Annotated in this window: 18 protein-coding genes and 4 tRNA genes; 11 read left to right on the forward strand and 11 right to left on the reverse strand. The window is 43.0% G+C overall.

Features of this window, described 5'->3' with window-relative positions; translation table 11 throughout:
• Positions 1-41 precede the first annotated feature (41 nt).
• Positions 42-2519: an outer membrane beta-barrel family protein gene (locus NEE14_RS09940; RefSeq protein ID WP_251967551.1), complete on the reverse strand. Its 2478-nt coding sequence runs from the start codon at positions 2517-2519 to the stop codon at positions 42-44.
• A 217-nt stretch (positions 2520-2736) separates the two neighbouring features.
• Here NEE14_RS09940 and NEE14_RS09945 point away from each other — a divergent pair, with 217 nt between their 5' ends.
• Both NEE14_RS09945 and NEE14_RS09950 read left to right on the forward strand, forming a co-directional pair.
• A complete protein-coding gene (locus tag NEE14_RS09945) occupies positions 2737-3828 on the forward strand; it encodes a metallophosphoesterase (protein ID WP_251967552.1) in 1092 nt (363 codons plus the stop codon).
• A 12-nt stretch (positions 3829-3840) separates the two neighbouring features.
• A complete protein-coding gene (locus NEE14_RS09950) occupies positions 3841-4962 on the forward strand; it encodes a metallophosphoesterase (RefSeq protein WP_251967553.1) in 1122 nt (373 codons plus the stop codon).
• Between the two features lie 317 nt (positions 4963-5279).
• Here NEE14_RS09950 and NEE14_RS09955 read toward each other — a convergent pair whose 3' ends face one another.
• The 3 genes from NEE14_RS09955 to NEE14_RS09965 form a co-directional block, all read right to left on the reverse strand.
• On the reverse strand, positions 5280-6209 hold the full coding sequence (locus NEE14_RS09955) for an Rpn family recombination-promoting nuclease/putative transposase (protein ID WP_251967554.1): 930 nt from the start codon (positions 6207-6209) through the stop codon (positions 5280-5282).
• 415 nt (positions 6210-6624) lie between these two features.
• Positions 6625-8301 carry a S41 family peptidase gene (locus tag NEE14_RS09960; RefSeq protein WP_251967555.1) on the reverse strand — a complete coding sequence of 559 codons (1677 nt, stop codon included), beginning with the start codon at positions 8299-8301 and terminating at the stop codon, positions 6625-6627.
• Positions 8302-8346: 45 nt separating this feature from the next.
• Positions 8347-9336 (reverse strand): adenosine kinase, encoded by a 990-nt coding sequence (locus tag NEE14_RS09965; protein WP_251967556.1) that lies wholly within the window; start codon positions 9334-9336, stop codon positions 8347-8349.
• 103 nt (positions 9337-9439) lie between these two features.
• Here NEE14_RS09965 and NEE14_RS09970 point away from each other — a divergent pair.
• From NEE14_RS09970 to NEE14_RS09980, 3 genes are all read left to right on the forward strand, one after another.
• Positions 9440-9513, forward strand: a tRNA-Asn gene (locus NEE14_RS09970).
• An 8-nt stretch (positions 9514-9521) separates the two neighbouring features.
• Positions 9522-9595 (forward strand) — tRNA-Asn (locus NEE14_RS09975).
• 12 nt (positions 9596-9607) lie between these two features.
• Positions 9608-9681, forward strand: a tRNA-Asn gene (locus NEE14_RS09980).
• A gap of 237 nt (positions 9682-9918) precedes the next feature.
• Here NEE14_RS09980 and typA read toward each other — a convergent pair.
• A complete protein-coding gene (typA, locus tag NEE14_RS09985; protein WP_251967557.1) occupies positions 9919-11718 on the reverse strand; it encodes a translational GTPase TypA in 1800 nt (599 codons plus the stop codon).
• Positions 11719-11886: 168 nt separating this feature from the next.
• On the opposite strand from typA, the gene rpsO reads away from it, so the two are divergent.
• Complete coding sequence (gene rpsO / locus NEE14_RS09990) at positions 11887-12156, forward strand: 30S ribosomal protein S15 (protein WP_251967558.1); 270 nt, start codon at positions 11887-11889, stop codon at positions 12154-12156.
• A 78-nt stretch (positions 12157-12234) separates the two neighbouring features.
• Here the strand turns inward: rpsO and NEE14_RS09995 are convergent, their stop codons facing one another.
• Complete coding sequence (locus NEE14_RS09995; protein ID WP_251967559.1) at positions 12235-12555, reverse strand: heavy metal-binding domain-containing protein; 321 nt, start codon at positions 12553-12555, stop codon at positions 12235-12237.
• Positions 12556-12632: 77 nt separating this feature from the next.
• On the reverse strand, positions 12633-14891 hold the full coding sequence (locus tag NEE14_RS10000) for a GH92 family glycosyl hydrolase (protein ID WP_317259011.1): 2259 nt from the start codon (positions 14889-14891) through the stop codon (positions 12633-12635).
• A 157-nt stretch (positions 14892-15048) separates the two neighbouring features.
• Here NEE14_RS10000 and NEE14_RS10005 point away from each other — a divergent pair, with 157 nt between their 5' ends.
• The 4 genes from NEE14_RS10005 (at position 15049) to NEE14_RS10020 (ending at position 17280) form a co-directional block, all read left to right on the forward strand.
• Positions 15049-15330 carry a LysO family transporter gene (locus NEE14_RS10005; protein ID WP_251967560.1) on the forward strand — a complete coding sequence of 94 codons (282 nt, stop codon included), beginning with the start codon at positions 15049-15051 and terminating at the stop codon, positions 15328-15330.
• Positions 15327-15953 carry a lysine exporter LysO family protein gene (locus NEE14_RS10010; RefSeq protein ID WP_251967561.1) on the forward strand — a complete coding sequence of 209 codons (627 nt, stop codon included), beginning with the start codon at positions 15327-15329 and terminating at the stop codon, positions 15951-15953. Before NEE14_RS10005 ends, NEE14_RS10010 begins: the two co-directional genes overlap by 4 nt.
• A gap of 253 nt (positions 15954-16206) precedes the next feature.
• The gene (locus NEE14_RS10015; RefSeq protein WP_251967562.1) at positions 16207-16689 is read left to right on the forward strand and encodes an RNA polymerase sigma factor; all 483 of its coding nucleotides are present in this window, start codon (positions 16207-16209) and stop codon (positions 16687-16689) included.
• A 12-nt stretch (positions 16690-16701) separates the two neighbouring features.
• Positions 16702-17280, forward strand: coding sequence for a hypothetical protein (locus tag NEE14_RS10020; protein WP_251967563.1), 579 nt, complete (start codon positions 16702-16704; stop codon positions 17278-17280).
• Positions 17281-17425: 145 nt separating this feature from the next.
• Here the strand turns inward: NEE14_RS10020 and NEE14_RS10025 are convergent.
• The 4 genes from NEE14_RS10025 to NEE14_RS10040 all read right to left on the reverse strand — a co-directional run bounded on the left by NEE14_RS10025 (position 17426) and on the right by NEE14_RS10040 (position 23496).
• A tRNA-Ser gene (locus NEE14_RS10025) sits at positions 17426-17513 on the reverse strand.
• A 300-nt stretch (positions 17514-17813) separates the two neighbouring features.
• Entirely contained in the window at positions 17814-19172 is a 1359-nt protein-coding gene (locus tag NEE14_RS10030) for an efflux transporter outer membrane subunit (RefSeq protein WP_251967564.1), read from the reverse strand.
• A gap of 16 nt (positions 19173-19188) precedes the next feature.
• Positions 19189-22380, reverse strand: a complete 3192-nt coding sequence (locus tag NEE14_RS10035) for an efflux RND transporter permease subunit (RefSeq protein WP_251967565.1) — start codon at positions 22378-22380, stop codon at positions 19189-19191.
• Between the two features lie 12 nt (positions 22381-22392).
• Positions 22393-23496 (reverse strand): efflux RND transporter periplasmic adaptor subunit, encoded by a 1104-nt coding sequence (locus NEE14_RS10040; protein WP_251967566.1) that lies wholly within the window; start codon positions 23494-23496, stop codon positions 22393-22395.
• Between the two features lie 197 nt (positions 23497-23693).
• Here NEE14_RS10040 and NEE14_RS10045 point away from each other — a divergent pair, with 197 nt between their 5' ends.
• Complete coding sequence (locus NEE14_RS10045; RefSeq protein WP_251967567.1) at positions 23694-24608, forward strand: AraC family transcriptional regulator; 915 nt, start codon at positions 23694-23696, stop codon at positions 24606-24608.
• Positions 24609-24650 lie beyond the last annotated feature (42 nt).

Below are 24650 nucleotides of genomic sequence, written 5' to 3' on the forward strand. Positions count from 1 at the left end.
AATACAATCCGAGGGCTTTTCTGTATGTAACGGTGAAAGCATTACATCATGCCTTCACCACCACCATTATTACTATCTACATCATCATTGCTGATGCCACGCTTTACTTTCTTGATGGCATCCTTTAATGTACCAAACCGATACGTTATGCTGATACGGAAATCGCGTGCCCGCATATAATTTACGGTTGTCATATTAAATGCCGGATCATCGGTTGTACTTTCCATCTTGATGGTTTTCCATAACGGATTACGGCATGTCAGCGAAACAGTAAGTTTCTTCTTCAGGAAGCTTTTGTTGACGGCAAAGTCGGTAAAGTACATCGGCGAACGAGTTCCCTGTAACGATATTCTCGGAGAAAAATAACCGCCACGCAAGTCTACCCTCCAATCTTTTGGGAAATTAAACTGAACACCTGCGAACATACGACCACTGAAACCGGTATTTCCTAAAGCCATTTCCGAGCTGGAAAGATCTGAATAATCGGCACCTCCGTTGAACATGATTCGCAATAAAGGTATCGGTGTATAGCTGGCATACAAAGAAAGCCCTACTCGCTTACTCTTACCGATATTATCATAAGTCGTCTCCGAAATACCATTATTCATCTTAACAATCTGTTCGATGGCATTATTCTCAAAACGGTAGCTCAAATTGGCATTGAAGTTGAACTTCGAATTAAAGAAGCTATAATTCATGTGTAAACGGTTGCTCTTTTCAGGATCCAGATTCGGGTTACCATAACTGATGTTTTCCGGGTCGGTTGTATTTACATACGGATTCAAGTTCCAGATACTCGGACGACGAATACGCATATTATAACCTACACGGATTTGCTGTGCCATATTGATCTGATAAGATAACGTCAAATTAGGTACTACATTAAAATAACTCGTACTGAAGTCCATGCTGGGTTCATAAGCAAAATGAGCATTCAACGAAGTTCCCTCTGCACGGGCACCAGCTTTGATACCCAATTTATCAATTTTCAACGTATATCCTAAATAGGCTGAATAAATATGCTGGTTATGACGGAAGTCGCTGTTCGCGTCGTAAGTGGCATCCCAAACCTTAGTAGAATCATTATAATATTGCTGTAGTGTTTCACTATCACTTTGGCGGAAAATATATTTTGCTCCCACTTCCAACGTATGTCCTTTCCACAAAGGAGTTGTATAATCAATCTGTGCCGTATGTTCCTTCGATGCGGCATCGTTGATATCCCAGCGCGGATATAAATCATCTTGCGGATAAACTCCTTCAATGTTTTCCAGATCCGTATAGCTTTCGTTGTTATTGGGTGTATGACTAAAACGGTAAGAGAATGTCAGCAACTCATCCTTTTTATGAGTAGAATGCTGGTAATCCACATTGACATCTGTAGAACCAAAAACCGAAGTTGAGCTACTGTTTCGGTTAAATCCATAGACGAAGTTGGAAAGGTCAGCGCCATCCGTCATCGTCACATCGTATTCTGTTTTATTGGTTGCATCACCCCGGAAAAGATTAAGTCCCACACTCAACAAATTCAGTGAATCGATCTCATAACTTCCTTCCACATATCCAAACTGAAAAGGGCCCTGGCGTTTACTACGTCCGTACTGGTTCAGTAAAGTCGCCGCATTTGTCCCGGATGCATACGTTTCACGAACAGAAGAAGACTCAGTCCAAGGAGAATTTTCATGATTGTATTTATAGTTACCGGTTATACCGAACTTACCGAATTTAGCCGACACATAAGCACCTGCACCCATACGTTCCAATACACTGGCATCGGCATTGATGGATGCCGTATAACCTTCCAATACATTCCGTGTTGTAATAATATTGATGATACCTCCAACACCTTCCGCATCGTATTTAGCGCCCGGATCAGTAATCACTTCAATATCCTTGATTGAACTGGCGGGCATACTCTTCAATACATCGGCCGGGTTGTTATTCATCATGTTGGAAGGTTTTCCATTTACATAAATCTTGAAGTTGGTTGATCCCTGCAGCTGAATCTCATCATTACCATCGACAGTAATCATAGGAACTTTACGCAACATATCCAAAGTATTGCTGGTCTGCGCTTCCGGATCATCGTCCAGACTGTAGGTTAATTTATCCAGCTCCACCTTCACCAGCTTCCTTTGGGCTGTTACGGTGACCTCTCCCAGCTGTTTGCTGTCATCATGCATATAGAGAATTCCTAAATCCAGGACTTTCTTCTTGACAGAAAGTGTAAAATTCTTTTTTGCCGGTACTTTTCCGATAGACTGTAAAGAAAGGATATACTTTCCGGCGCTTTTCAGATCCGTTTCAAACTTTCCATCAATATCACAAGCCAACAGCTTCAATGATTTCTGAGGAGAAGCTGCCGAAGCAATGCTTATGGTTGCATAAGGTACTGTTTCATTACTTAATGAATCAATTACTTGGCCTTTGATCACAAATTCACCGGAAGTCTGGGCTTGTACTTTTATTGGCAAACATATCAACAACAAACACAACAAAGCAAAAAAACTACATTTCATACCGTTTTACACATTTTATAATTAGAATTATAAGTTAGTCTACATTTATCATTTCACAAAAGTAGTGGAATAAAACTAACAGTATTATCCGAACCTTTTTAAAGAAGACTAAAAAATGTATCAGCCTGTTTTTATCTGTCAGTATAAACAGAGATAAGGCAGTTTTCATTACTTTTGTCTCGCGGTAAAAACATGTTGGATTTATAATAGTAACTTTATGCCTTGGTTCTTTTTAATTCTTGCAGCGCTATATATAGCAGGGAACGGTTATATATACTTTCGTAGCTGGGAAATGCTACGCACATTTCCCTTACTGTGGAAATGGGTTTTCTCTGTATGCTACTGGGCCGGAACCTTCTCTTTCTTTTATCTTTTCGGACACCGGGAATTGCCTGAATTCAATCCTGTCATACACATATTATATTATATCGGAACAGGCTGGCTGATCTTTACCCTGTATATGGTATTATTCCTTTTATGCACCGATTTACTCCGGGTTTTCAACATAGGTTTCAACTACCGGTTTATAAGCTGTTTTGTTCTGACTATCTTATTATTGACCGGTGGATATATTCATTATTCACATCCCAAAAAGGAAGTTATCAACATAGATATCAACAAGGAAGTAACCGGTAAAAAACAAATACGAGTAGTTGCCATCAGTGATATTCACATCGGATACGGGACAACCAAGGAACGGCTTCAGCAATATATCCGGATGATACAGGCAGAAAAGCCGGATTTAATCCTTATCTCCGGAGATTTAATCGACAGCAACCTAAAGCCTGTACGAGAGCAACGCATGGAACAGGAACTTAATCAGCTGCAGGCACCGTTGGGTGTCTTTATGATTCCGGGAAATCATGAATACATCAGCGGTATTGGGAAAAGCAGGGCTTTCATCCGCCAGCAGACGTCTATCCAATGGTTACAGGATTCGGTAGTTACTCTACCGAATGGAATTCAATTGATCGGACGGGACGACCGGCATAATCCACGAAGAAAATCAATCGCCCAGCTGACAGATACACTGCCAGCCCATGCTCCTTCTATCCTACTCGATCATCAACCCTACCATTTGGAAGAAGCAGAACAGGCCAAGATTGATTTGCAATTTAGCGGACATACGCACGACGGACAAATCTGGCCCTTGAATCTGATTACCGACCATCTGTTTGAAGTCGGCTACGGTTACAAGCAAAAGGGGAATACACACATTTATGTCTCCTCCGGACTTTCACTTTGGGGACCACCTTTCCGTATTGGAACTCGCAGTGAAATGGTTATCTTTAACATCAATTTCCAATAAACGATTTTACGTATGAAAGTATTTATCCAGTCGATCGTAGCACAGCTATTACTGAATCCTTATATATACTGGCGAGGCCGCCAGGCTTTGCCTCAGCAGAAGAAGTGGCAGGTTTCTTATCTGCTGTTATTTGTTCTTGAGCTCTGTCTGTACTTCTTTGGATTCTTTTTCCGAGAAGATCTGCCCGATTCAGTATTTATACCGATTATGAATATCTGCAACACATGGTATATCGGCAGTATTTATATCACATTGGGTCTTTTATGCCTGGAAGTTATCCGTATCAGTCAGCGGAAATGGGAATGGCTGCCCCGTCTGATTTCCAAACATTGGCAGGAATGTAAACGTATTTTATTTATTCTTTTTGTCATTGGAACCGGTTGTCTGTTATATAAAGCCCATCTAAATGTTATACATCCCGTAGTAAAACATCTTTATATTGATTTGCCCAAAGGCAGCAGCAGTCGAGACAGCCTGAAGATTGTCATGGTGTCAGATACGCACTTTGGTGAAGTAATCGGTAAGCAGCATGCCCAGAATTTAGTCCGATTGAGCAACGAACAACGGCCAGACTTAGTCGTCATGGTCGGTGATGTATTGGATTATGAATCCCGTTTTGCCGAGAATGCCCATATTGAAGACGACTTCAAGCAACTGATTGCGCCCTTAGGTGTCTATACAACCTACGGGAACCATGAATACCGAGCCAACCGTTTTGCCAAAGAACGCTGGATCCGAAAGTTCTCTACCTTATTAAAAGACTCTGTTGCTTCGCCCGATTCATCTTTCTACCTGATCGGACGGGATGATTTTATCAACAAGAAGCGTAAGCCTTTACACCAGCTCCTGATGGGAATCGATACGACCAAACCTCTTATCGTCCTCGATCACCAGCCCTGGAGTTTTGCTGAAATGCGCATGAACCATATCGATCTCGGATTACACGGCCATACACATAACGGACAATTATGGCCTTATCCGCTCTTGATGAAACTTATTTACGAATGCCCTTACGGCTATTACAGTAAAGGAGGAACGCAACATTATATTTCGTCCGGTTTTGGTTGTGCCGGACCGGCTTATCGTGTCGGCACACATTCCGAACTGATTGTATTACACATCCGATTTGTTTAGGATATAGCTCTGTGAATCTTATACAGAAATATTTGTTTCTTACGATAAAAACTTATAATCTTTGCCAATAACCGGATTAAGACAATGTCGTTCTAAAGATATATGTCAATTATTGGGTATAACGCCTTTACCGGTATAAGGCCAGTTATCTTCAACAAAAAGGAATTGCATTGGACTTGATTAAAGAATGCACAGGCCTGACAGATGATGAGATTATGAACTTACGAAGGATATAAAATAAAAAGACACTATCCTAAAAGACGAAATCCCTGCCGTTCTATTCGGATGGCAGGGATTTTTATAATATCACAACGCATTTATAAAGCCTCAATCTCTTCCTTCGAAAGACCTGTCGCTGCCGCGATATCTTCTGCCGATAAATGTTGCCGCTTTAAATTCCGGGCAACAACCAAAAGTCCTTCTTGCCGGCCTTTTTTCAGTCCTTCTTCCAGACCTTCCTTTCTACCTTCTTTTCGGCCTTCTTCCAAACCCTCTTTCCGGCCTTTGGTCATTCCTTTTTTTTCTGCCGTTTGTATCACACTAAACCAGTCTCGATAAACCTTAAGACTTTCTTCATAGGCATAATATTCCTCTTGAGAGAACTTGGCAATTTCAGCAGCAGCAAATAGTTTGGTGAAAATCCGTTCCTGCAAAGCCTTTGAACGTTCCTGCAAACGACCTAAATTTTTCAGGACAAATAACCACTTATCAAACAAAGTCTTTAATTCATCTTCCCCTTTATTGAATTTAGGCATCTCCAGATAAATGAAAGTCAGCTTATCATAAAAGACTTCCTTCAGTTTTGTATCCATCAATTTCACTTCACGCCGATAATAATTCGGATGCTTGTCGTCTAATGTGAAATTCAAAATACCTATTACATAGACAGCTTTCAGCTCATAGTTCCAACCCCGACCTTTTTCAGCCTGATCCTTAATAGGAAAAGTAGCATAATAGAGACTACGATCTTTAAAGAACTGCTGTTCTCCTTTTTGCATCTCAATCAAGATCTTTTCGCCCTTATCATTCTCACAATAAACATCGAATACGGCTTTCCGATCCATTTCGCGGATGCCTAAATGCTCCGTATTCAGGTAAGTCAGATCCTCAATATGCTCTCGTCCTTCCAACAAGGCATTGATGAAACTGATCAACAGATCTTTATTCAAATCCGTTCCAAACAACTTTTTGAATCCGAAATCCGTATAGGGATTTATATAAATTTCGCGACAACCATCAAAGCTCATAGCCAAACTGTTTTAGTGAGAAAGCAAAGTAAACGATTTATCGGCAGTTTTGCAAATGGAAGCCTCGGAATCTCAGAAGAAGTCGTTTCCCTAGAAAATGATTACCGTTTGATATTCTATCCTTCCCCGTTAAGAAAAACTTCTCTGATGCCGAACTATTCTTTAGTTCACGCTGCGGATTACTTAGTTCACGACGTGGATTAAGTAGTTCACGGTGTGGATTACTTAGTTCACGGCGTGAACTAAAGAATTATCCGAATGATTTGCAACTTTGCATCACCGGTTTCGGAACTTTATTTCCCAACAACCGACACAAAACAAAAAGCCCCTTCGATTTACCATAACGGCTATCGAAGGGGCCTCCCTTATATCTATATAAATACCCGACTGGAAAGAATAACGAATCAGCGTTCCGTTATTTTCCTTCCGGTGTACTCAAAGTCTGTTGATAAAGAGCACGGTTGGCCAATACTTCCAAAGCCTTCTCCAAGACTTTGTCATCTTTCAGACTGGCCAGCAGCTCTCCTTTCTGATAATAATAGCGTTTGACGATTTCCGACTCAAGCATACGGGTTACTTCCTTCTTAAAACGGTCGAAATCCCGATCCAGATTCGGCGTCAGCTTTGTTTCCAGGGTTTTGAACCAGGTTGAATCGCCTTCCAGATATCCTTCAAACTCGGCAACTTCTTTCAGGTTCTTCAAGACTTTCTCGCTCTGGCGGTCGTAAGTAAACCCTTTTTCCTTCGCATAGGCCTTGAAGGCTTCGAAATCGGCATCACTGATGGAGAATTCTTCTACCGGAGGAATCGTCGGATGCTGCTGCACCCAATTGGTCACGAAGTCACAGAATACCGTATCAACAGCCAAATAATACATCATGGTAGGCAGTTTATCTTCTTTGACTTCAAACTCAGGACGGACACCGCCGCCATCACGAACCGGACGACCTTTTGCCGTATAAAAGACCTTCGTCAAACTATCCGGAATGGCTGCTACCGAACCATCTGCCTTGCGATGTGTATAATCCAGCTGCTGGATACAACGCCCACTCGGAATATAATATTTACTGATCGTAACCTTCAGACTACCATTATAAGGCAGGTCGCGCGTAGACTGCACCAAACCTTTTCCGTATGAACGCTGCCCGATCAATACGGCACGGTCCATATCCTGTAGCGAACCCGAAACAATTTCGGCAGCCGATGCCGAGTTTCCATTGATCAATACCGCCAAAGGCATAACGGTATCAATCGGTTCACTCGACGTACGGTACGTACGATCCATCTGTGCATGCTTGGATTTGGTAGAAAGGACAACGCTTCCTTTCGGAACAAACATACTGACAATCTGTACAGCCGACTCCAAAACACCACCGCCATTGTTCCGTAAATCCAGAATCAAGCTTTTTACATGGTGATTATCCCGCAAATCCAGGAAAGCGTCTTTCACTTCCTGCGCGCATTTATCGGTAAAGCTCTTCAAATAGATGTAACCAACACTGTCGCCACGCACGCCATACCACGTAACCTGATTAATTTGAACTTGTTTACGGATGATATCAAACTTCCGGGGCTTCTTTTCTCCCGGCCGCTGAATGGTAAGCGTCATCTTCGAGTTCGGAACACCTTTCAACAGTTCACTTACCTTGTCGTTGGTAAACGAAGAAACCTTCGTCGTATCAATTGCTAAAATCACATCACCCGCCTTCAGTCCGGCTTCTGCCGCCGGCATTCCTTCAAACGGCTCAATGATCATGACATTTCCTTTCTCATTACGCTGACGGATATAAGCACCAATACCGCCATATTCACCAGTTACAAGCTGCTTGAAGTCGCCCATTTCCTGTTCAGGTATATATTCCGTATACGGATCCAAGCCTCCTAACATGGCATCAATACCACGACGGACTGTTTTTTCCACATCAATCGTATCGACATAGAACATTTCCATCTCCTTCACCAGCGAGTTGAAAATCTCTAAATTCTTACTTACTTCGAAATGATTGTCTTTTTTCTCTTGCGCCTGTGCCGGAAACAAAGAACCAACACACAACAAGGCACAAATCCAACCAATCAAACCCTTACGTTGCATTTGACTTATTCTTTATTAATTCACTATTGGGTGTAAAAGTAGAAATTAATCTTTTGTACCAGCCAAAATAGCCTTTACTTTTAACTTTATTTGTTCCCATTTATCGGCCGGCACTTGCGGACCAACCACATCAATTACATAACCTGATAACATCGAACCAATCTGAGCCGACTGAACCAAGGAAGCGCCCACCGACTGACCATACAAGAAACCGGCAGCAAAGTTATCGCCGGCACCGGTCGTATCAACCGGTTTTCCGCCTTCAGCATCTACGTGATAGAATTGACCATGACTGCCAATCAAGGAACCTTCTTTACCTAAAGTAACCAGAGCCACATCCACTTGCTTTTCCAACGCCTTTACAGCTTCCTGGGCAGGAAGTCCGGTAAAAGCTTCTGCTTCGCTGGCGTTGGCAAAAAGGATATCGACATACTGCGGAATGACTTCTTCCAGCAACCCTTTATAGGCATTTACAATATTATAATTGGCCAAATCAAGAGCCACTTTCAATCCGAGACGTTTCGCCTTCTTCATCGTCTCGCGCACCAGCTCTTCATTGACGATCAAATAACCTTCTATATGAATACAATTATAGTTACGCAATACGTCTTCTGTAATTTCATCTGGCGAAATAGTCGGCGCCGGCCCTAAAAACGTACCCATCGTACGCTCTCCATCCGGAGAAATAAACACCGTGCAAGCGCCCGACGGACCTTCTGTCTTGATCAGATAAGAAGCAACACCCGCTTTCAGAAGAGCTTCCTCATAAAATTGCCCCAGACTGTCATCGCCTACCTTGCCGATAAAGCCGGATTGACCACCTAAAAGAGCAATAGCCCGCATCGTATTGCAATTTGCTCCACCCGGAGCCTGAGTTGTCTCCGTATTTGCCTGATATTTCCGGATAACATACATTTGTTCCCTGGAAATCATATCCATAGCACCTTTCTGAATACCTATTTTTACCAATGTTTCATCACTATCCAACTTCGATAAAACATCGACTAACGCATTGCCTATACCTAAAATCTTCATTTTTCTCAAAATTTTTCTGCAAAGATATTGCATATTTCGAAAATACACCGTACTTTTGCAGTGCAATTTCAGAGAGGCACTCTGGGAAAGCAAACAAAAACATTCTTCCTTAGCTCAGTTGGTTAGAGCATCTGACTGTTAATCAGAGGGTCCTTGGTTCAAGTCCAAGAGGAAGAGCAAAACATTCTTCTTTAGCTCAGTTGGTTAGAGCATCTGACTGTTAATCAGAGGGTCCTTGGTTCAAGTCCAAGAAGAAGAGCAAAACATACATTCTTCCTTAGCTCAGTCGGTTAGAGCATCTGACTGTTAATCAGAGGGTCCTTGGTTCAAGTCCAAGAGGAAGAGCTTCCTAAGAGAGACACAAGCTAATATGTGTTTCTTTTTTTTATGCACAATCCACACGTTTTCCCAATAACTTTTCAACCGGTTCTTCACAATTCACAGGCTTTTCAACCGGGTTATCAACAGGTTTATTCACACAGCGATTAGATATTATCTAAGTTTCTTATACGTTCAGATACAAAAAACAGGCGTAGAGCTTTAACAACTCTGCGCCTGTCATATGCTATTATATAAGAAATCTTAGTTTCTGTTCTGACGTTTACGCTCTGTCTCATCCAAAATAATCTTACGCATACGCATATAATTCGGAGTGATTTCAACATATTCATCACTCTTGATATATTCCAATGCGTCTTCCAGACTGAAGATAGTAGGCGGAGCCAAAGAAACCTTTTCATCTGAACCAGAAGCACGCATATTGGTCAGCTTCTTCGACTTCGTTACATTTACGACCAGGTCATTTTCTTTTGTATGTTCACCAACTACCTGACCCGCATAAACTTCTTCTCCCGGAGCTATGAAGAAACGGCCACGAGACTGCAAGTTGTTCAAGGCATAAGCATAAGCCGTTCCGGTTTCCATCGCAATGATAGAACCGTTGGTACGGCGTTCAATCTCACCTTTCCAAGGCTGATATTCCAGGAAGCGGTGGGCGATGATTGCTTCACCGGCAGAAGCCGTCAGAGCAGCATTATTCAAACCGATGATACCACGAGAAGGAATTGTAAATTCCAAATGCATACGTCCGTTCTTGCTTTCCATCATCGTCATCTCACCTTTACGTTTAGTTACCATATCGATGATACGGCTTGAACATTCTTCCGGCAAATTGATTGTCAGCTGTTCAACCGGCTCGCATTTTACGCCATCAATTTCCTTGATGATAACCTGCGGCTGACCTACCTGCAATTCATAACCTTCACGACGCATCGTTTCGATCAAGACAGACAAGTGCAATACACCACGACCATAAACCAACCAAGAATCAGCAGAATCCGTTGGCTTGACACGCAATGCCAAGTTCTTGTCCAGTTCCTTCTGCAAGCGTTCATAAATATGACGAGAAGTTACATATTTACCATCTTTACCGAAGAAAGGTGAGTTATTGATCGTAAAGAGCATAGACATGGTCGGCTCATCAATGGCAATAGTCGGCAAAGCTTCAGGCTCTAGCGCATCAGCTATTGTCTCACCGATTTCAAAACCTTCAATACCGATTACAGCACAGATATCTCCGGATTTAACCGACTGAACCTTTGTACGACCCAATCCTTCGAATACATCGATTTCCTTTATCTTCGACTTCACCTGCGAACCATCCCGTTTACACAGAACGATATCTTGTCCTTCACATAATTCTCCGCGATGAACACGTCCGACTGCAATTCGTCCTACATATTTAGAATAATCCAACGAAGTAATCAACATCTGAGACGGACCTTCCAGTACCTGCGGTTCCGGAATATATTTGATGATGGCATCCAAAAGAGCCGTAATATCCGTCGTAGGCTTTTGCCAGTCTTCCGACATCCAACCTTGTTTAGCAGAACCATAAATAGTCGGGAAATCCAACTGATCCTCGGTTGCATCCAGACTAAACATCAAGTCGAACACCATTTCCTGTACTTCTGAAGGACGACAGTTAGGCTTATCTACCTTATTAATGACAACGATAGGCTTCAGACCAATCTGAATGGCTTTCTGAAGCACAAAACGAGTCTGCGGCATCGGGCCTTCGAAGGCATCAACCAACAACAAACAGCCATCAGCCATATTCAATACACGTTCAACTTCCCCACCAAAATCGGCGTGCCCCGGAGTATCGATAATATTAATCTTATAACCTTTGTAATTAATAGACACGTTTTTGGCAAGAATAGTGATACCTCTTTCCCTTTCCAGGTCGTTGCTGTCAAGGAACTGATCCGGCTCTGCCTGTCCTTCTCGGAAAAGCTTACCGGCTAATAACATTTTATCCACGAGCGTTGTCTTTCCGTGGTCTACGTGCGCGATAATCGCAATGTTTCTTATCTTTTGCATTGAAGACTAATTTATTGGCTGCAAAAATACGACATTTCTCACAATGTATAAGGAATATTATACCCAAAAAATAAAAAAAGAGGAAGAATTCATTGCAAATCAAAAAGAAACACCTATCTTTGCATCCGCTTAAATAACATAGTATTAATTTATTAAAGTACAAGAATCATGTATTTAGATTCAGAAAAGAAAAAAGAAATCTTCGAAAAGTACGGTAAATCAGCTACTAACACAGGTTCTGCTGAAAGCCAGATCGCTTTGTTTACTTACCGTATCGCTCATTTGACTGAGCACTTGAAAGCTAATCACAAAGACTTCGCAACTGAACGTGCATTGAAAATGTTGGTTGGTAAGCGTCGTCGTCTGTTGGATTATCTGACAAAAGTTGATATCGAAAGATATCGTGCTATTATCAAAGAACTGGGTATCAGAAAGTAATTTTACTTCTCATATAAAGTTCATAGAAAGGTCACTTCTTGCCGGAGTGACCTTTTTTTATTTCTCATCTTTCTGTTATTATTCATAACGAACGGCTGTTCCGGCTGCCGTAACCATCAGCATACTTCCTTCACCTCCTACGGTTTCATAATCAAGATCGATAGCAATCACGGCATTCGCGCCCAAAGCAGCAGCCTGTTGCGACATCTCCTGCAAAGCCGTTTCCTTGGCTTCCCGCAATACTTTTTCGTATGAACCCGAGCGTCCGCCTACAATATCCCGGATGCTGGCAAAGAAATCCCTGAAAATATTCGCACCAATGATTGTTTCGCCCGAAACAATTCCATAATAAGCCGTAATCTGCCGGCCTTCAATGTTGTTTGTTGTTGTCAGTAACATAATTGTATTTCTATTTTTATCCTGGCATCAAAGGCCGGAACCTCTGATGCCTTGCTTATTGATTGTTTTCTGCTGTCTTACGGATGAATCGCCGTCATCTCGATTTCCAAGGTTCCGCCTTTCACCAGGTCGGCATGCGAGAAGAACAAGGTATCCAATACTTTTCCGTTCAACTTGGCTTCTTTCACATACTTGTTTTCCGGAGCATTGTTCTTGACAATGATCAGGAATTTACCTCCGCTAACCGGGATTGTCGCTTTATCTATCATCGGACGACCAATTGCATACACCGGAATGCCCGGACAAACCTGATAAAAGCCTAATGCACTCAATACATACCAGGCAGACATCTGACCACAGTCTTCGTTTCCGATGATTCCGTCCGGCTGGTTCGTATAGAAATTACGCATGATAAAGTCCAAGCGTTCCGCTCCCTTCCAAGGCGCATCCGTCCAATTGTACAAATAGGCCATGTGGTGGCTCGGTTCGTTGCCATGCGCATACTGACCGATCAGACCCGTAATATCACCCGAAGCCTCAGCTCCGTCGATTTGAGAAGAAGTCGTAAACAAGGTATCCAGCCGTGTTTCCAATTCTTTCTTACCACCGATCTCGGCAATGAAGTTATCCATATCATGCGGAACAAAGAAGCTCCATTGGAATGCGTTTCCTTCGGTATAATCGCTCTTCATGTGAGATGAATAACGCGGATTAAACGGAGTACGGAAAGAACCGTCGGCCATCACGCCGCGCATCAGCTTCGTTTCCGGATCTAAATAGCGCTTATAATAAGCAGCTTTCTCCTGATAAGCCTTAGCCAACGTATCATTTCCGGCTTTAGCCGCTATCTGAGCGATACACCAGTCGTAATAAGCCATTTCCAATCCCCACGAAACGGATTCAGGAATAGAATCGGCCGGGACAAATCCAAACTTATCCTTATAATATACATGTCGGGTAATCAGATCCAGCTCGCGTGTATCTTTGAACTTTTCCGCCAGGTCTGCCCGATAAACAGAAGAACGGGCTCCGGCTTCGGCCCAAAGATTCAAATCTCCTTTTGCCAAATCCTTGGCTACCAGATCAGCCAATACAGATACCGCCGGATAACCAACCATACATCCGGTATAATTGGAAGCCAACGGCCATTTCGGCAAGATGGTTCCTTCCATATAACCCTGAACCAGCGCATTTCCCATATCCGAAGCCAACGAAGAATTGATAATTGTCATCAGCGGATGCAAGGCACGGAATGTATCCCACAAAGAAAAGGCCGTATAATTCGTATAACCAGAAGCCGCTGTATGTACTTTCTTGTCCATACCCCAATAACGGCCATCCACATCCTGATAAGCAAACGGAGCAATCATCGTATGATAAAGTGCCGTATAGAAGTTCTTCTTTACCACCGGATCGTTGGTCTCAATCTGGATCTTGTTCAATGCCTTGTTCCAGATATCAGCCGATTCAGCACGGACCTGATCGAAGTCCCAACCCGGCAATTCGGCTTCCATATTCTTTTCCGCTCCTTCCACATCAACCGGAGAAAGAGCTACTTTTACCAACAAAGGCTTATCCGATTCCTTGAACCGGTAGTGGAACTTCAGATCTTTCTCGGAATGCAATTTGAGGAACAACGAATCCGAACGCAATTTTCCATCTATATACTGATAAATCTTAGTCATTGGTTCAGAGAATGTCACCCGATAAGAAACAGAATGGAAATGCGCCCAACCTTGTGTCTTAAACGTTCCTTCTACCGTTGAGTCGTTGACCAGCTGATAATCATTGCTCACCAGTTTGTGTCCCCAGTTCGGTTGAAGCACATGCCCCAAGTCCAGCATCACCCGACGGTCTTTCGGATTATCGAAAGTATACCGGTGAAAACCTACCCGATCGGTAGAAGTCAGTTCGACATTCACACCCAAGTTTTCCAAGCGTACGGCATAATAACCCGGAGTTGCCTTCTCTGTCTCCTTTTTGAAGGTAGCCACCGGCTTGATCGAATCGCCTCCACTGAACGGGAGCAGCATGATATCGCCCAGATCTCCGATACCTGTTCCCGACAAATGCGTATGACTGAAGCCATAAATCTGATGATCGTCATAATGATAGCCGCTGCTGGCGTCCCAGCCCATGATATGTGTATCCGGACTTAACTGCACCATCGCATACGGACGCGTAGCTCCCGGGAATGTATGCCCATGGAAACCGGTTCCGATAAACGGATCTACATACTGGATTTCGTCGGCCAACGGCTGCGACTCCGGCTTCTGCTGGCAACTCGTTGCCAACCCCATCACGGCAACAGATAATAAAAATAGTTTCGTCTTCACTGTGTTATAGATTTAGTATTAGTTATTGTCAAATCACATTCAGCAAACTTACATATTTTTATTGACTTACCCATCATTCAAAGCCGAAAAACCACGTCTGGAACCACGGATACGCTGATTTATTTTCTACCTTTGCAATTCACAAAATGAATGCATCATGTTTACGGTTATTGGAATCATGTTTGCCGGTATCGCTGTGGGATATTTACTGAAGCATCTCTCTTTTTTGCAGAAGATCGGTAAACCTATTTCTTATACAATATTCGCCCTCTTGTTTTTGTTAGGGACTTCCGTGGGAAGTAATCCCCAGATTGTCAATAATCTCAGTACACTTGGCCTGCAAGCCTTACTGATTGCCATAGCTACTACTTTAGGCAGTGTTTGCATGGCCAAGCTGATATATCATTTTTTCTTTGAGAAGAAAGGAGGAGAGAAATGATTGGCAGTATCATTGTTGTCGGTTTCTTTCTCCTGGGCTGCCTGTTAGGCTGGGCCGGAGTTTTGCCCTCCTGGATCATGGATTCAGATCTTTCGATGTATGTGCTATATGCCCTGATGTTTCAAGTCGGACTCAGTATCGGCAGTGATAAGAAACTGAAAGACATCCTGCGCAGCATTCGTCCGAAATTATTGCTTGTGCCTTTGGCCACAATCAGCGGCTCCTTACTGTTTGCTGCCCTGATCAGTCTGGTAATCAGCCGATGGAGTGTATTCGACTGCCTGGCCGTAGGCAGCGGATTTGCCTACTATTCCCTTTCTTCCATTCTGGTTACCCAGCTGAAAGAGCCGTCTTTAGGCGTGCAGATCGCTTCCGAATTAGGGACCATCGCCTTAATCTCCAACATTATCCGGGAGATTTTCGCCCTGTTGGGTGCACCCTTCTTCCTGAAATACTTCGGACGTCTGGCACCAATCTGTGCCGGCGGCGCCACCACCATGGATACAACGCTGCCCATCATCACCCGTTACTGCGGCAACGATCTGGTGTTTGTTTCCATCTTCCACGGGATTCTGGTCGATTTCAGCGTACCTTTTTTAGTATCCTTCTTCTGCCAGTTATAACGAAGTCCTCACGATTTTATGTCAAATTCTTTTATTTTTTATCGTTTCACCCGGGTGATCCGATCGTCCCACCCAGGTGAAACGATCATTCCACAAGGGTGAAACGATCGTTCCACAGTTGTGGAACGGTAAAAATACAAGACATTTTCCTTTAAGATTTTATGGGATGGAGATAAATGAATCGAAAAAAACAGGTGTGAATGTATAGTTTTCGGCCCACTTTATGGTCTAACAAGTAAAAACAGCATGTGAAATGAATGCGAAAGAACAACAATTCACGAACATCATCAAGGAACATGAACGGACCATCTATACCGTCTGTTATATGTTCTCGAGCGATTCGGACGAGGTAAACGACCTGTATCAGGACATTCTCGTCCGATTGTGGCAAGGCTTCGATGCCTTCGAAGGGAAAAGCGATATCAGAACGTGGATCTATCGTGTCAGTTTGAATTACTGTATCAACTTCAGTAACCGGCAGAAAAAGCAGCGCGAACGGCTGAACCTTGATACTGATTCCCTTTCGGAAGGGAGAAGTATGGAAAAGAATTTGCAGATAAAGCAGCTTTATAAGCGGATCAACACGTTGGGACTGGTAGACAGAAGCGTCGTCCTGTTGTGGCTCGAAGGCCTGAGCTACGAAGAGATTGGCGCTATCCTGGGTATTTCTGTCAAGAATGTCTCATTCAAGTTGGTTCGTATCAAAGAACAACTCAAAAAAATGTCTAACATCTAAAAAAAGAATCGTATGGGAATCAATATCGAAAAAGAACTTCAAACACTGAAGTCGGAATATGATCTGCTCAAGGAAGAGTTGGGAAAACAAAAAACAGTGAACGAAAAGTTCTTTAAATCCCTCAGAAAACGGCCCGCAATGGCCATCAGCAAAGAAATCAGAGACCGAATGTGGGGTGACATCCTGACGGTACCTATGATAATTGTGATTTGCATCCACATAAACTGGCCTATACTGTTTGCCCTATTGGTGTCGTTATGGGCCTTGGCCGACTTGGGTGCCAGCCTGTGGGTAAGCCGTAAGTTAGGCATGGAAAATCTGTTGAACGGCGATGTACGGACGGTTACAGAAAAGATTGCCGGCTATCGTAAATTCTACGCAGGAACGCTCATTGCCGGCATAGTTCCCCTGACCGCTATGCTTACTTATATATTTATGCGGCTATATGCCCAGGCAAACGACGCTGCTACTGTGCGACTTATTACCGTAGCAGGCATTATTTCCATCGCCGTTGGCATTGTGATCACGCTGTTGCAATATAAAAAGCACATGAGAAGATGCAATGAACTGCTGGATGAGTTTAGGGAATAACAGACTTATATTCAAGCTGGCTAATTCAAGTTGTATGCACAAGTTGATCATAACAAAGGCAGGAAAGTTGTATAACTATACAACTTGAGAGAACATAAAAAAGGAGAGATTGAAAAATCTCTCCGTCTTCCTTGACTGTCTTATGCGGAAAGACAGGGATTCGAACCCTGGATACAGCAAAGCCGTATAGCGGATTTCGAGTCCGCCCCGTTCGACCACTCCGGCATCTTTCCAGTCATTTCTCTCAAAAAGCAAGGCAAATATAGTCAAGAATAGCTATCGTTGTACCTGTTGCAGGCAAATTTTTTCCAAAAAGAATCTGAACGGCTCACTTGTTCCTACCTTATATAATATATAAAAAGCTGGGAGATGCCTTTGAAGGAGCAATTCATTCGGAAGAAATTTCAATCGTTAATATGAAGAAACATGAGTTATAAGAAAAGGTTATCCAGTTTGTCAAAACCTTTTATTTCTTCAAAGAGCATTCTTCCCAGCTTTCATTTCTGACGATATAAACCTAATCAAACAATGATTCACATACGTCCGCCACCCAAAGCCTGATACAGATTGATCACACTCTGGATTTCCTTGAACTGATTGGCCACTTGCGACAGCTCCGCACTCAACAGTGCTTGCTTAGCCGTCAAGACTTCCAGATAAGTCGTTGTACCATGTTCCATCAACAGAGTCGTGCTTCGTAAGGCGTTCTCTAAAGAGACGATCTGCTGTTCATAATTACTGCGTTTGTACCTGCTCGTCTGATAAGAAGTCAGCGCATCATTCACTTCACTGCCGGCACTTAATAATTTCTGCTGAAAAGCCAACGAAGCCTCTTCCTGCTGTGCTTTAGCAATTCGCTTCTGAGCGATCAATGTTCCCCGGTTGAACAAGGGTTCAGTCAGAGAAGCAACGGCAGAAGCCAGGAATTTGCCCGGATTGGTAATAATGGCTCCCGCTGCATTGGTCCAGCCTGCGCTTCCACTGAGTGTAATCGACGGATAAAAGGCTGCGTTAGCCTGGTTCGTCACATAAAAAGCCTGTTCCAACTGTCGTTCAGCTTCCCGAACATCCGGCCGATTCGCTAAAAGCTGCAATGGAACACCAACCGAAAGCTCTTCCGGAAATTCCTGTGCGGCCAGATTTCCCCGTTCGAAAGCCTGCGGCGTCTCAGCCAGCAACAATGCCAGGCTGTTCTCGACCTGATTAATCTGCTCCTTTAAATCGAGCACCGAATTTTCCACCTCAAAATAAGTGGCGCGCATCTGCGAAACAGCACTCTCATCGGCTAAGCCGGCATTCATCAACGCTTCTGTCGACTGAACCGTTTCTTTCCACGAAGCAGCTGTTTCTTCCGAGATAGCCAATTGCTCATCGAGCATCAGCAACGTATAATAGGTGTTGGCTATATTGGCAATCAGACTGGAATGAACAGCCTGCTGATAATCTTCACTCTGTTCATAAGCAGCCTGAGCCTGCTTCTTGGCATTGCGTAACTTCCCGAAAACATCCAGTTCCCAACTTGCTGAAACCGGAACCGTATAGCTCTTTGACGTTTCTCCATCAAAACTACTGATCGTTCCTTGCGGCGAGAAAGCCAAAGAAGGCAAAAACGACAATTTAGCCGAGAGCAAGGCCGCCTTAGCCTCTTCTACCCGAAGCTGGGCCGTACGCAAATCCGTATTATTCTGCAATCCCCGTTCAATCAGAGCCTGGAGCTGCGGGTCTTTAAACAATTCCCGCCAGCTCATATTACCCAAGTTCACTGTGTCTTCCGCCGGAATTTCTTCTCCATACAAGTTATCCGGGACCGACGTCTGTGGCTTATAGGTTGAATATATACCGCAACTACTCAGTAAACAAGTAGCGCCTATCATGAAAATCCATTTATTCATACGTTTCATTCCTTCATTAACTATTAGTATTCAATGCGTCCCGTTCGACCTGTGTTTTTATTTTCTCATACATAACCTGCATATCCTCGTCTTCCTGTTTCGGTTTCCGCAGTTTTTCCTGCAGATATTCAAAGAAGATAAAGAATACCGGAACAACGAAAAGCAAGGCCAATGTACCAACCGAGATACCACCGACAACACCCGTTGCCAACGATCCATTTCCATTCGCTCCGGCACCCGTTGAGAACATCAAAGGCAACATACCGAATATCATTGTCAAGACCGTCATCAGAATCGGACGCAGACGAGCCTGGGCGGCAGAATAAGCAGCCGAAACAATTCCCATACCTTTTCGCCGGCGTTCAATGGCATACTCGGTAATCAAGATAGCAGTCTTCGCCAACAGACCGATCAACATAATCACTCCCGTTTGCAGATAAATATTATTCTCCAGACCTGCAATCTTAGCGAATAAGAAACTACCCATCAATCCAAAAGGAACAGATAAGATAACTGCCAGCGGCACCAAGAAACTTTCATACAAACAGGATAGAATCAGATAAATCAGGACAACACAAAGGACATACACAAATACGGTCTGTGCTCCTCCGCTTGAAGCCTCTTCACGAGCCATACCACCATATTCATAGCCATAACCCGTAGGAAGCATCTGCTCTGCCACTTCCTTAATAGCCTGCTGTACTTCACCCGTAGAATAACCTTCGGCCGCATTTACATTCACCGTTATGGTATTATACAAGTTAAAACGCTTGGCCACTTCAGCACCCAATACATTCTTTACTGTTACAAACTGACTGATCGGGGCCATTTCCTCGCCATTGCGGACAAACATATTATCCAAAGCATGTTTATCCAATCGGGTTTCAGGCGATGCCTGCAGCATGACACGATATACTTTACCAAACTTATTGAAGTTTGAGACATACGAACCACCACAATAAGAGCCCAAAGCATCCAATACGGTATTAGGAGAAATACCGGCACGCTTGCACTTGGCTGCATCTACATCGACCGAAATCTGCGGGAAATTCATGGCATACGAAGTATAAGCCATCGCCACTTCCGGCCGCTGGTTCAACGCTCCCAAATATTGCATTGCCAATTGATAGAAAGTAGCCATTTCACCACCAGTCTTGTCTTCCAGATACAATTCAGTTGAGTTACCTGTACCGTAACCCGGAATCATAGCCGGCTGGAAACAGAAGATCTGCGCTTCCTTAATCAGGGCAAACTGTGCATTCAATCGCTTCATTACCGCATCTACAGTATGTTCCTCGCCCTTTCTTTCATCCCAATTCCTCATACGGATAATCAGTGTAGCATAGGATGTTCCTTGTCCGGAGATCAATCCAAACCCGGCTGTTCTTGAGTAATGTTCTACTTCAGGCGTATTTCTCAATATATTTTCTACTTTATCCAATACCTTGTCTGTTTCTACCAACGTATTACCCGGAGATGTACTTACATTGACCATCATAACTCCCTGGTCTTCCTGCGGAACAAGCCCTGTCTTCGTAGTAGACATTAAAAATACCAACAACACAATTGCCACTCCAAATGCCGTCCAAGTCATCCAACGATGATGGAACAGGAACATCAATCCTTTTTTATACTTTCCTAACAAAGCATTGTAAGAAGCGTTATAAGCAGCACGCACCCGACCGTTAAAACTCTTGGCACCTTTTTCTCCATCCGAAGGCTTCATCAACATGGCACATAACGCCGGACAAAGGGTCAACGCATTAATACACGACAAACCGACAGCTACTGCCATTGTCACACCAAACTGCGTATAGAATACGCCTGACGTTCCTCCCATAAAGGTAACCGGGATAAATACAGCCATAAACACGCACGTACAGGAGATAACCGCCATGGTAACATCGCTCATGGCATCCTTAGTGGCCAAATAGGAGGATTTATAGCCAACATCGAATTTTGCCTGCACAGCTTCCACCACAATAATCGCATCATCCACAACCGTACCGATCGCCAATACCAAGGCAAACAATGTCAAGATATTAATACTGAAACCGGCTATCTGCAAACAGGCAAATGTTCCGATCAAAGAAACAATAATGGAAATAGACGGGATCAACGTACTCTTGAAATCCTGTAAGAAGAAATAAACCACCAATACGACCAAAATGATGGCAATAACCAGAGTCTCCACTACATTATGGATAGAGGCGAACAAGAAGTCGTTCACACTCATCATCTGAACAAACTCAGTTCCTGTAGGAAGTTCTTTAGACATATCATCCAATAATTCCGATATTTCCTGATTGACAGCTGTCGCATTCGCACCTGCAACCTGATAAACCATAAAGATCACACCCGGGACACCATCTACTTCGCCATGAAAACCATACGAAAGACGTCCTAATTCTACTTCCGCTATATCTTTCAAACGAAGTACCGAGCCATCCGCCTGTGAACGGATTACGATATTCTCAAATTCTTCTGTACTTTTCAGACGCCCTTTATATTTCATAGTATATTGGAATACATGGTCTGAGTTTTCACCCAACGAACCTGTCGGAGCTTCTATGTTCTGTTCCCCCAAAACAGCGGTTACATCGGAAGGAACCAATCCATATTGAGCCATCAATTCCGGTTTCATCCAGATTCGCATACTATACGTATCACCCAACAACTGGGCATCACCAACTCCCTGAATACGTTTAATAGCAGGGATTACATTTATATCCAGATAATTGGCCAGGAACGTTTCATCATAACGCTTGTCAGGACTGATTAATCCATCAATCTGCAAGAAACTGTTCTGACGTTTTGTTGTACTCACACCAATCTTCGTTACTTCCGACGGTAATAGACCCTGTGCTTTGGAAACACGGTTCTGTACATTGACAGCTGCCATATCCGGATCTGTTCCCTGTTTGAAGTAAACCAAGATTTCAGCAGAACCCGAGTTGGTCGCCGTAGATGTGATATAAATCATGTTTTCCACACCATTGATACTCTCTTCCAACGGCATGATCACACTATTCATAACCGCTTCAGCATTGGCACCAGTATACGTAGCTTCCACACGAACCGTAGGAGGAGCAATATCCGGATACTGTTCAACAGGTAATGTTCCTAATGAAATAAATCCGACTATCAGGATCAGGATCGAGATAGATAAGGCCATCACTGGCCGCTTGATAAATATATTTCCTTTCATAAAGCTATCCCTTTATTTTACTTGCGTTCCTTCACGGAGCATACCGGCTCCTTCGGAAACGATTTCATCACCTTCTTTCAATCCGTCTAACACAATATACTCACGTCCATCGTCAACACCGGCTACCTGAATTAAGGTTGAAGTGGCTTTACCATCCACTACTTTATACGTAATAATCTTATCCTGTAACTGGACAGTGGCACCTTGAGGAATGATAATACAATTCTTATAAGTACTCGGTACCAGCACATTCCCTGAAAAACCGCTATGCAACAGATGTGTCTCATTCGGGAATACGGCCCGAACACCTACTGTTCCGGTCGTTTTGTCGACAACACCACTGATAGATTCAATTCGTCCTTTATCCGCATACAATGTCTGGTCATTCAGCTGAAGCTGGATTTCAGGCATTTCTTTGATAGCCTGATCGATTGTACCATATTGCCGGGCTAATGCCAACAACTGGTTTTCAGTCATTGAGAAATATACATACATTTCAGAATTGTCGGAAACCGTAGTCAAGGGTTGCGGAATCGAAGGACTGACTAACGCTCCTTTCCGATAAGGCAACATACCTACAACACCATCACTTGGACTCTTTACTTCGGTATACGAAAGGTTATTCCGGGCATTCACTTCTTCGGCTTTTGCCTGAGCTAATTGCGCTTGAGCCGTCAGATATGAATTTCGGCTGGTCTGCAGGTTAAAATCCGAAACCACTTTCTTTTCAAACAAGGCTTTAGTACTGTTATATGTCAGTTCTGCCGTTGCCAGAGAAGCTTCAGCCACTTTCACGTTAGCTATTGCCGTCTCAAGGGCCGCCTTGTATGGAACTTGATCAATCACAAACAAGATTTGTCCTTGACGTACCTTTTCTCCTTCAGATACGCATAATCGTTCAATATAACCCGAAACCTGAGGATATATTTCTATATCCTGCTTTCCTTCAATAGCCGCAGAATAGGAAGTCATCACTTCTTTTTCTGCATTTGCAGAAATCTTCATCACAGCATATTTAGCCACTGCTTGTTCTTTCACCTCCTGTTTGCAGGAGATCAATCCTAACGTAAAGCAAATAAGAGCTATTTGCCAGCTTTTTCTTCCAAACTTATTCATATCTTACATTTAAAATTCGCGGCAAAAGTACCGTAAGCCCCAAAAACGCCTGCAACCTTTTTTCGCACAGAATTTACCTATTTTCTTAACCTACCCTTCCATACCGGGCGAATAAGGGAAATAGACCATTTTTATCGACAAATTGAATAAGTATATATGATCATTATTCCCCAACTTTGCTACCAAAAATTAGGAATATGGAACAACAAGACATAATTCATGTAAACATAGAAAAGCTAAAAGAATATGACCACAACAACAGTTACGCCGACGACTATCTTGTGGTAAGTAATAGCCTTGACCATCTTTTGTTAGGAAATGATAAAATTAAATTAGATTTGTTTCTCATGTTATTCTGCCTGGAAGGGCATATTCAGATCGAATTGAACGACCAGAATTACGAATTACAGAAAAATGACCTGCTGCTAAGTCCACCCAATCATATCATCGGTAAAATTCTGGCTTCGCCTAACCACGTTGTTGAATTCGTCTGCTTATCTACGCCTTTTTTACAGCGAACCTTACAATTCGAGAAGAATCATTGGAAAATAATGCATCATATTCATAACAATCCCGTCAAGCATTTAAATAAAGAAGAGGTCGTTTTCTTTAACCAGTATCGGTCGCTGATCAATTCCCGCATTCAGACACATCTATTGGAAGACAAAAAAGAAATATTACAGTTTCTTTTTGGAGCATTCTTCTGTGAAATGATGGCAATCATCAATCAAAATATAAAACTGCCCGATCAGAGTTTAACCAACAATTCGACTCAACTCAAACAAGCCGATTTTGTATTCAAGCGATTCATGGAAGAACTTATGGCCGATAGTGGGAAACACCGTTCTGTGACTTATTACGCCAACAAATTGTGTTACTCTTCTAAATATTTATCTCGTATCATCAAGCAGATCAGAGGGAAAAATGCTCTTGCCATCATCAATGAACACGCTATAGAATGTATCAAATATGAACTAAAGTATTCCAGCAAAAGCATTAAAGAAATAGCCTTGGAATTTGAATTTCCCAATTTGTCATTCTTTACCAAATTCACGAAAAAGCATTTAGGCATGACACCTTCAAAATACCGTTCGAAAAAAGATATATCATAAAAAGTATCCGTTTGGAAAGCATATAGGAATATCGGAACGGAA

The sequence above is a fragment of the Parabacteroides sp. AD58 genome (assembly GCF_023744375.2).
Taxonomy (GTDB): Bacteria; Bacteroidota; Bacteroidia; order Bacteroidales; family Tannerellaceae; genus Parabacteroides; species Parabacteroides absconsus.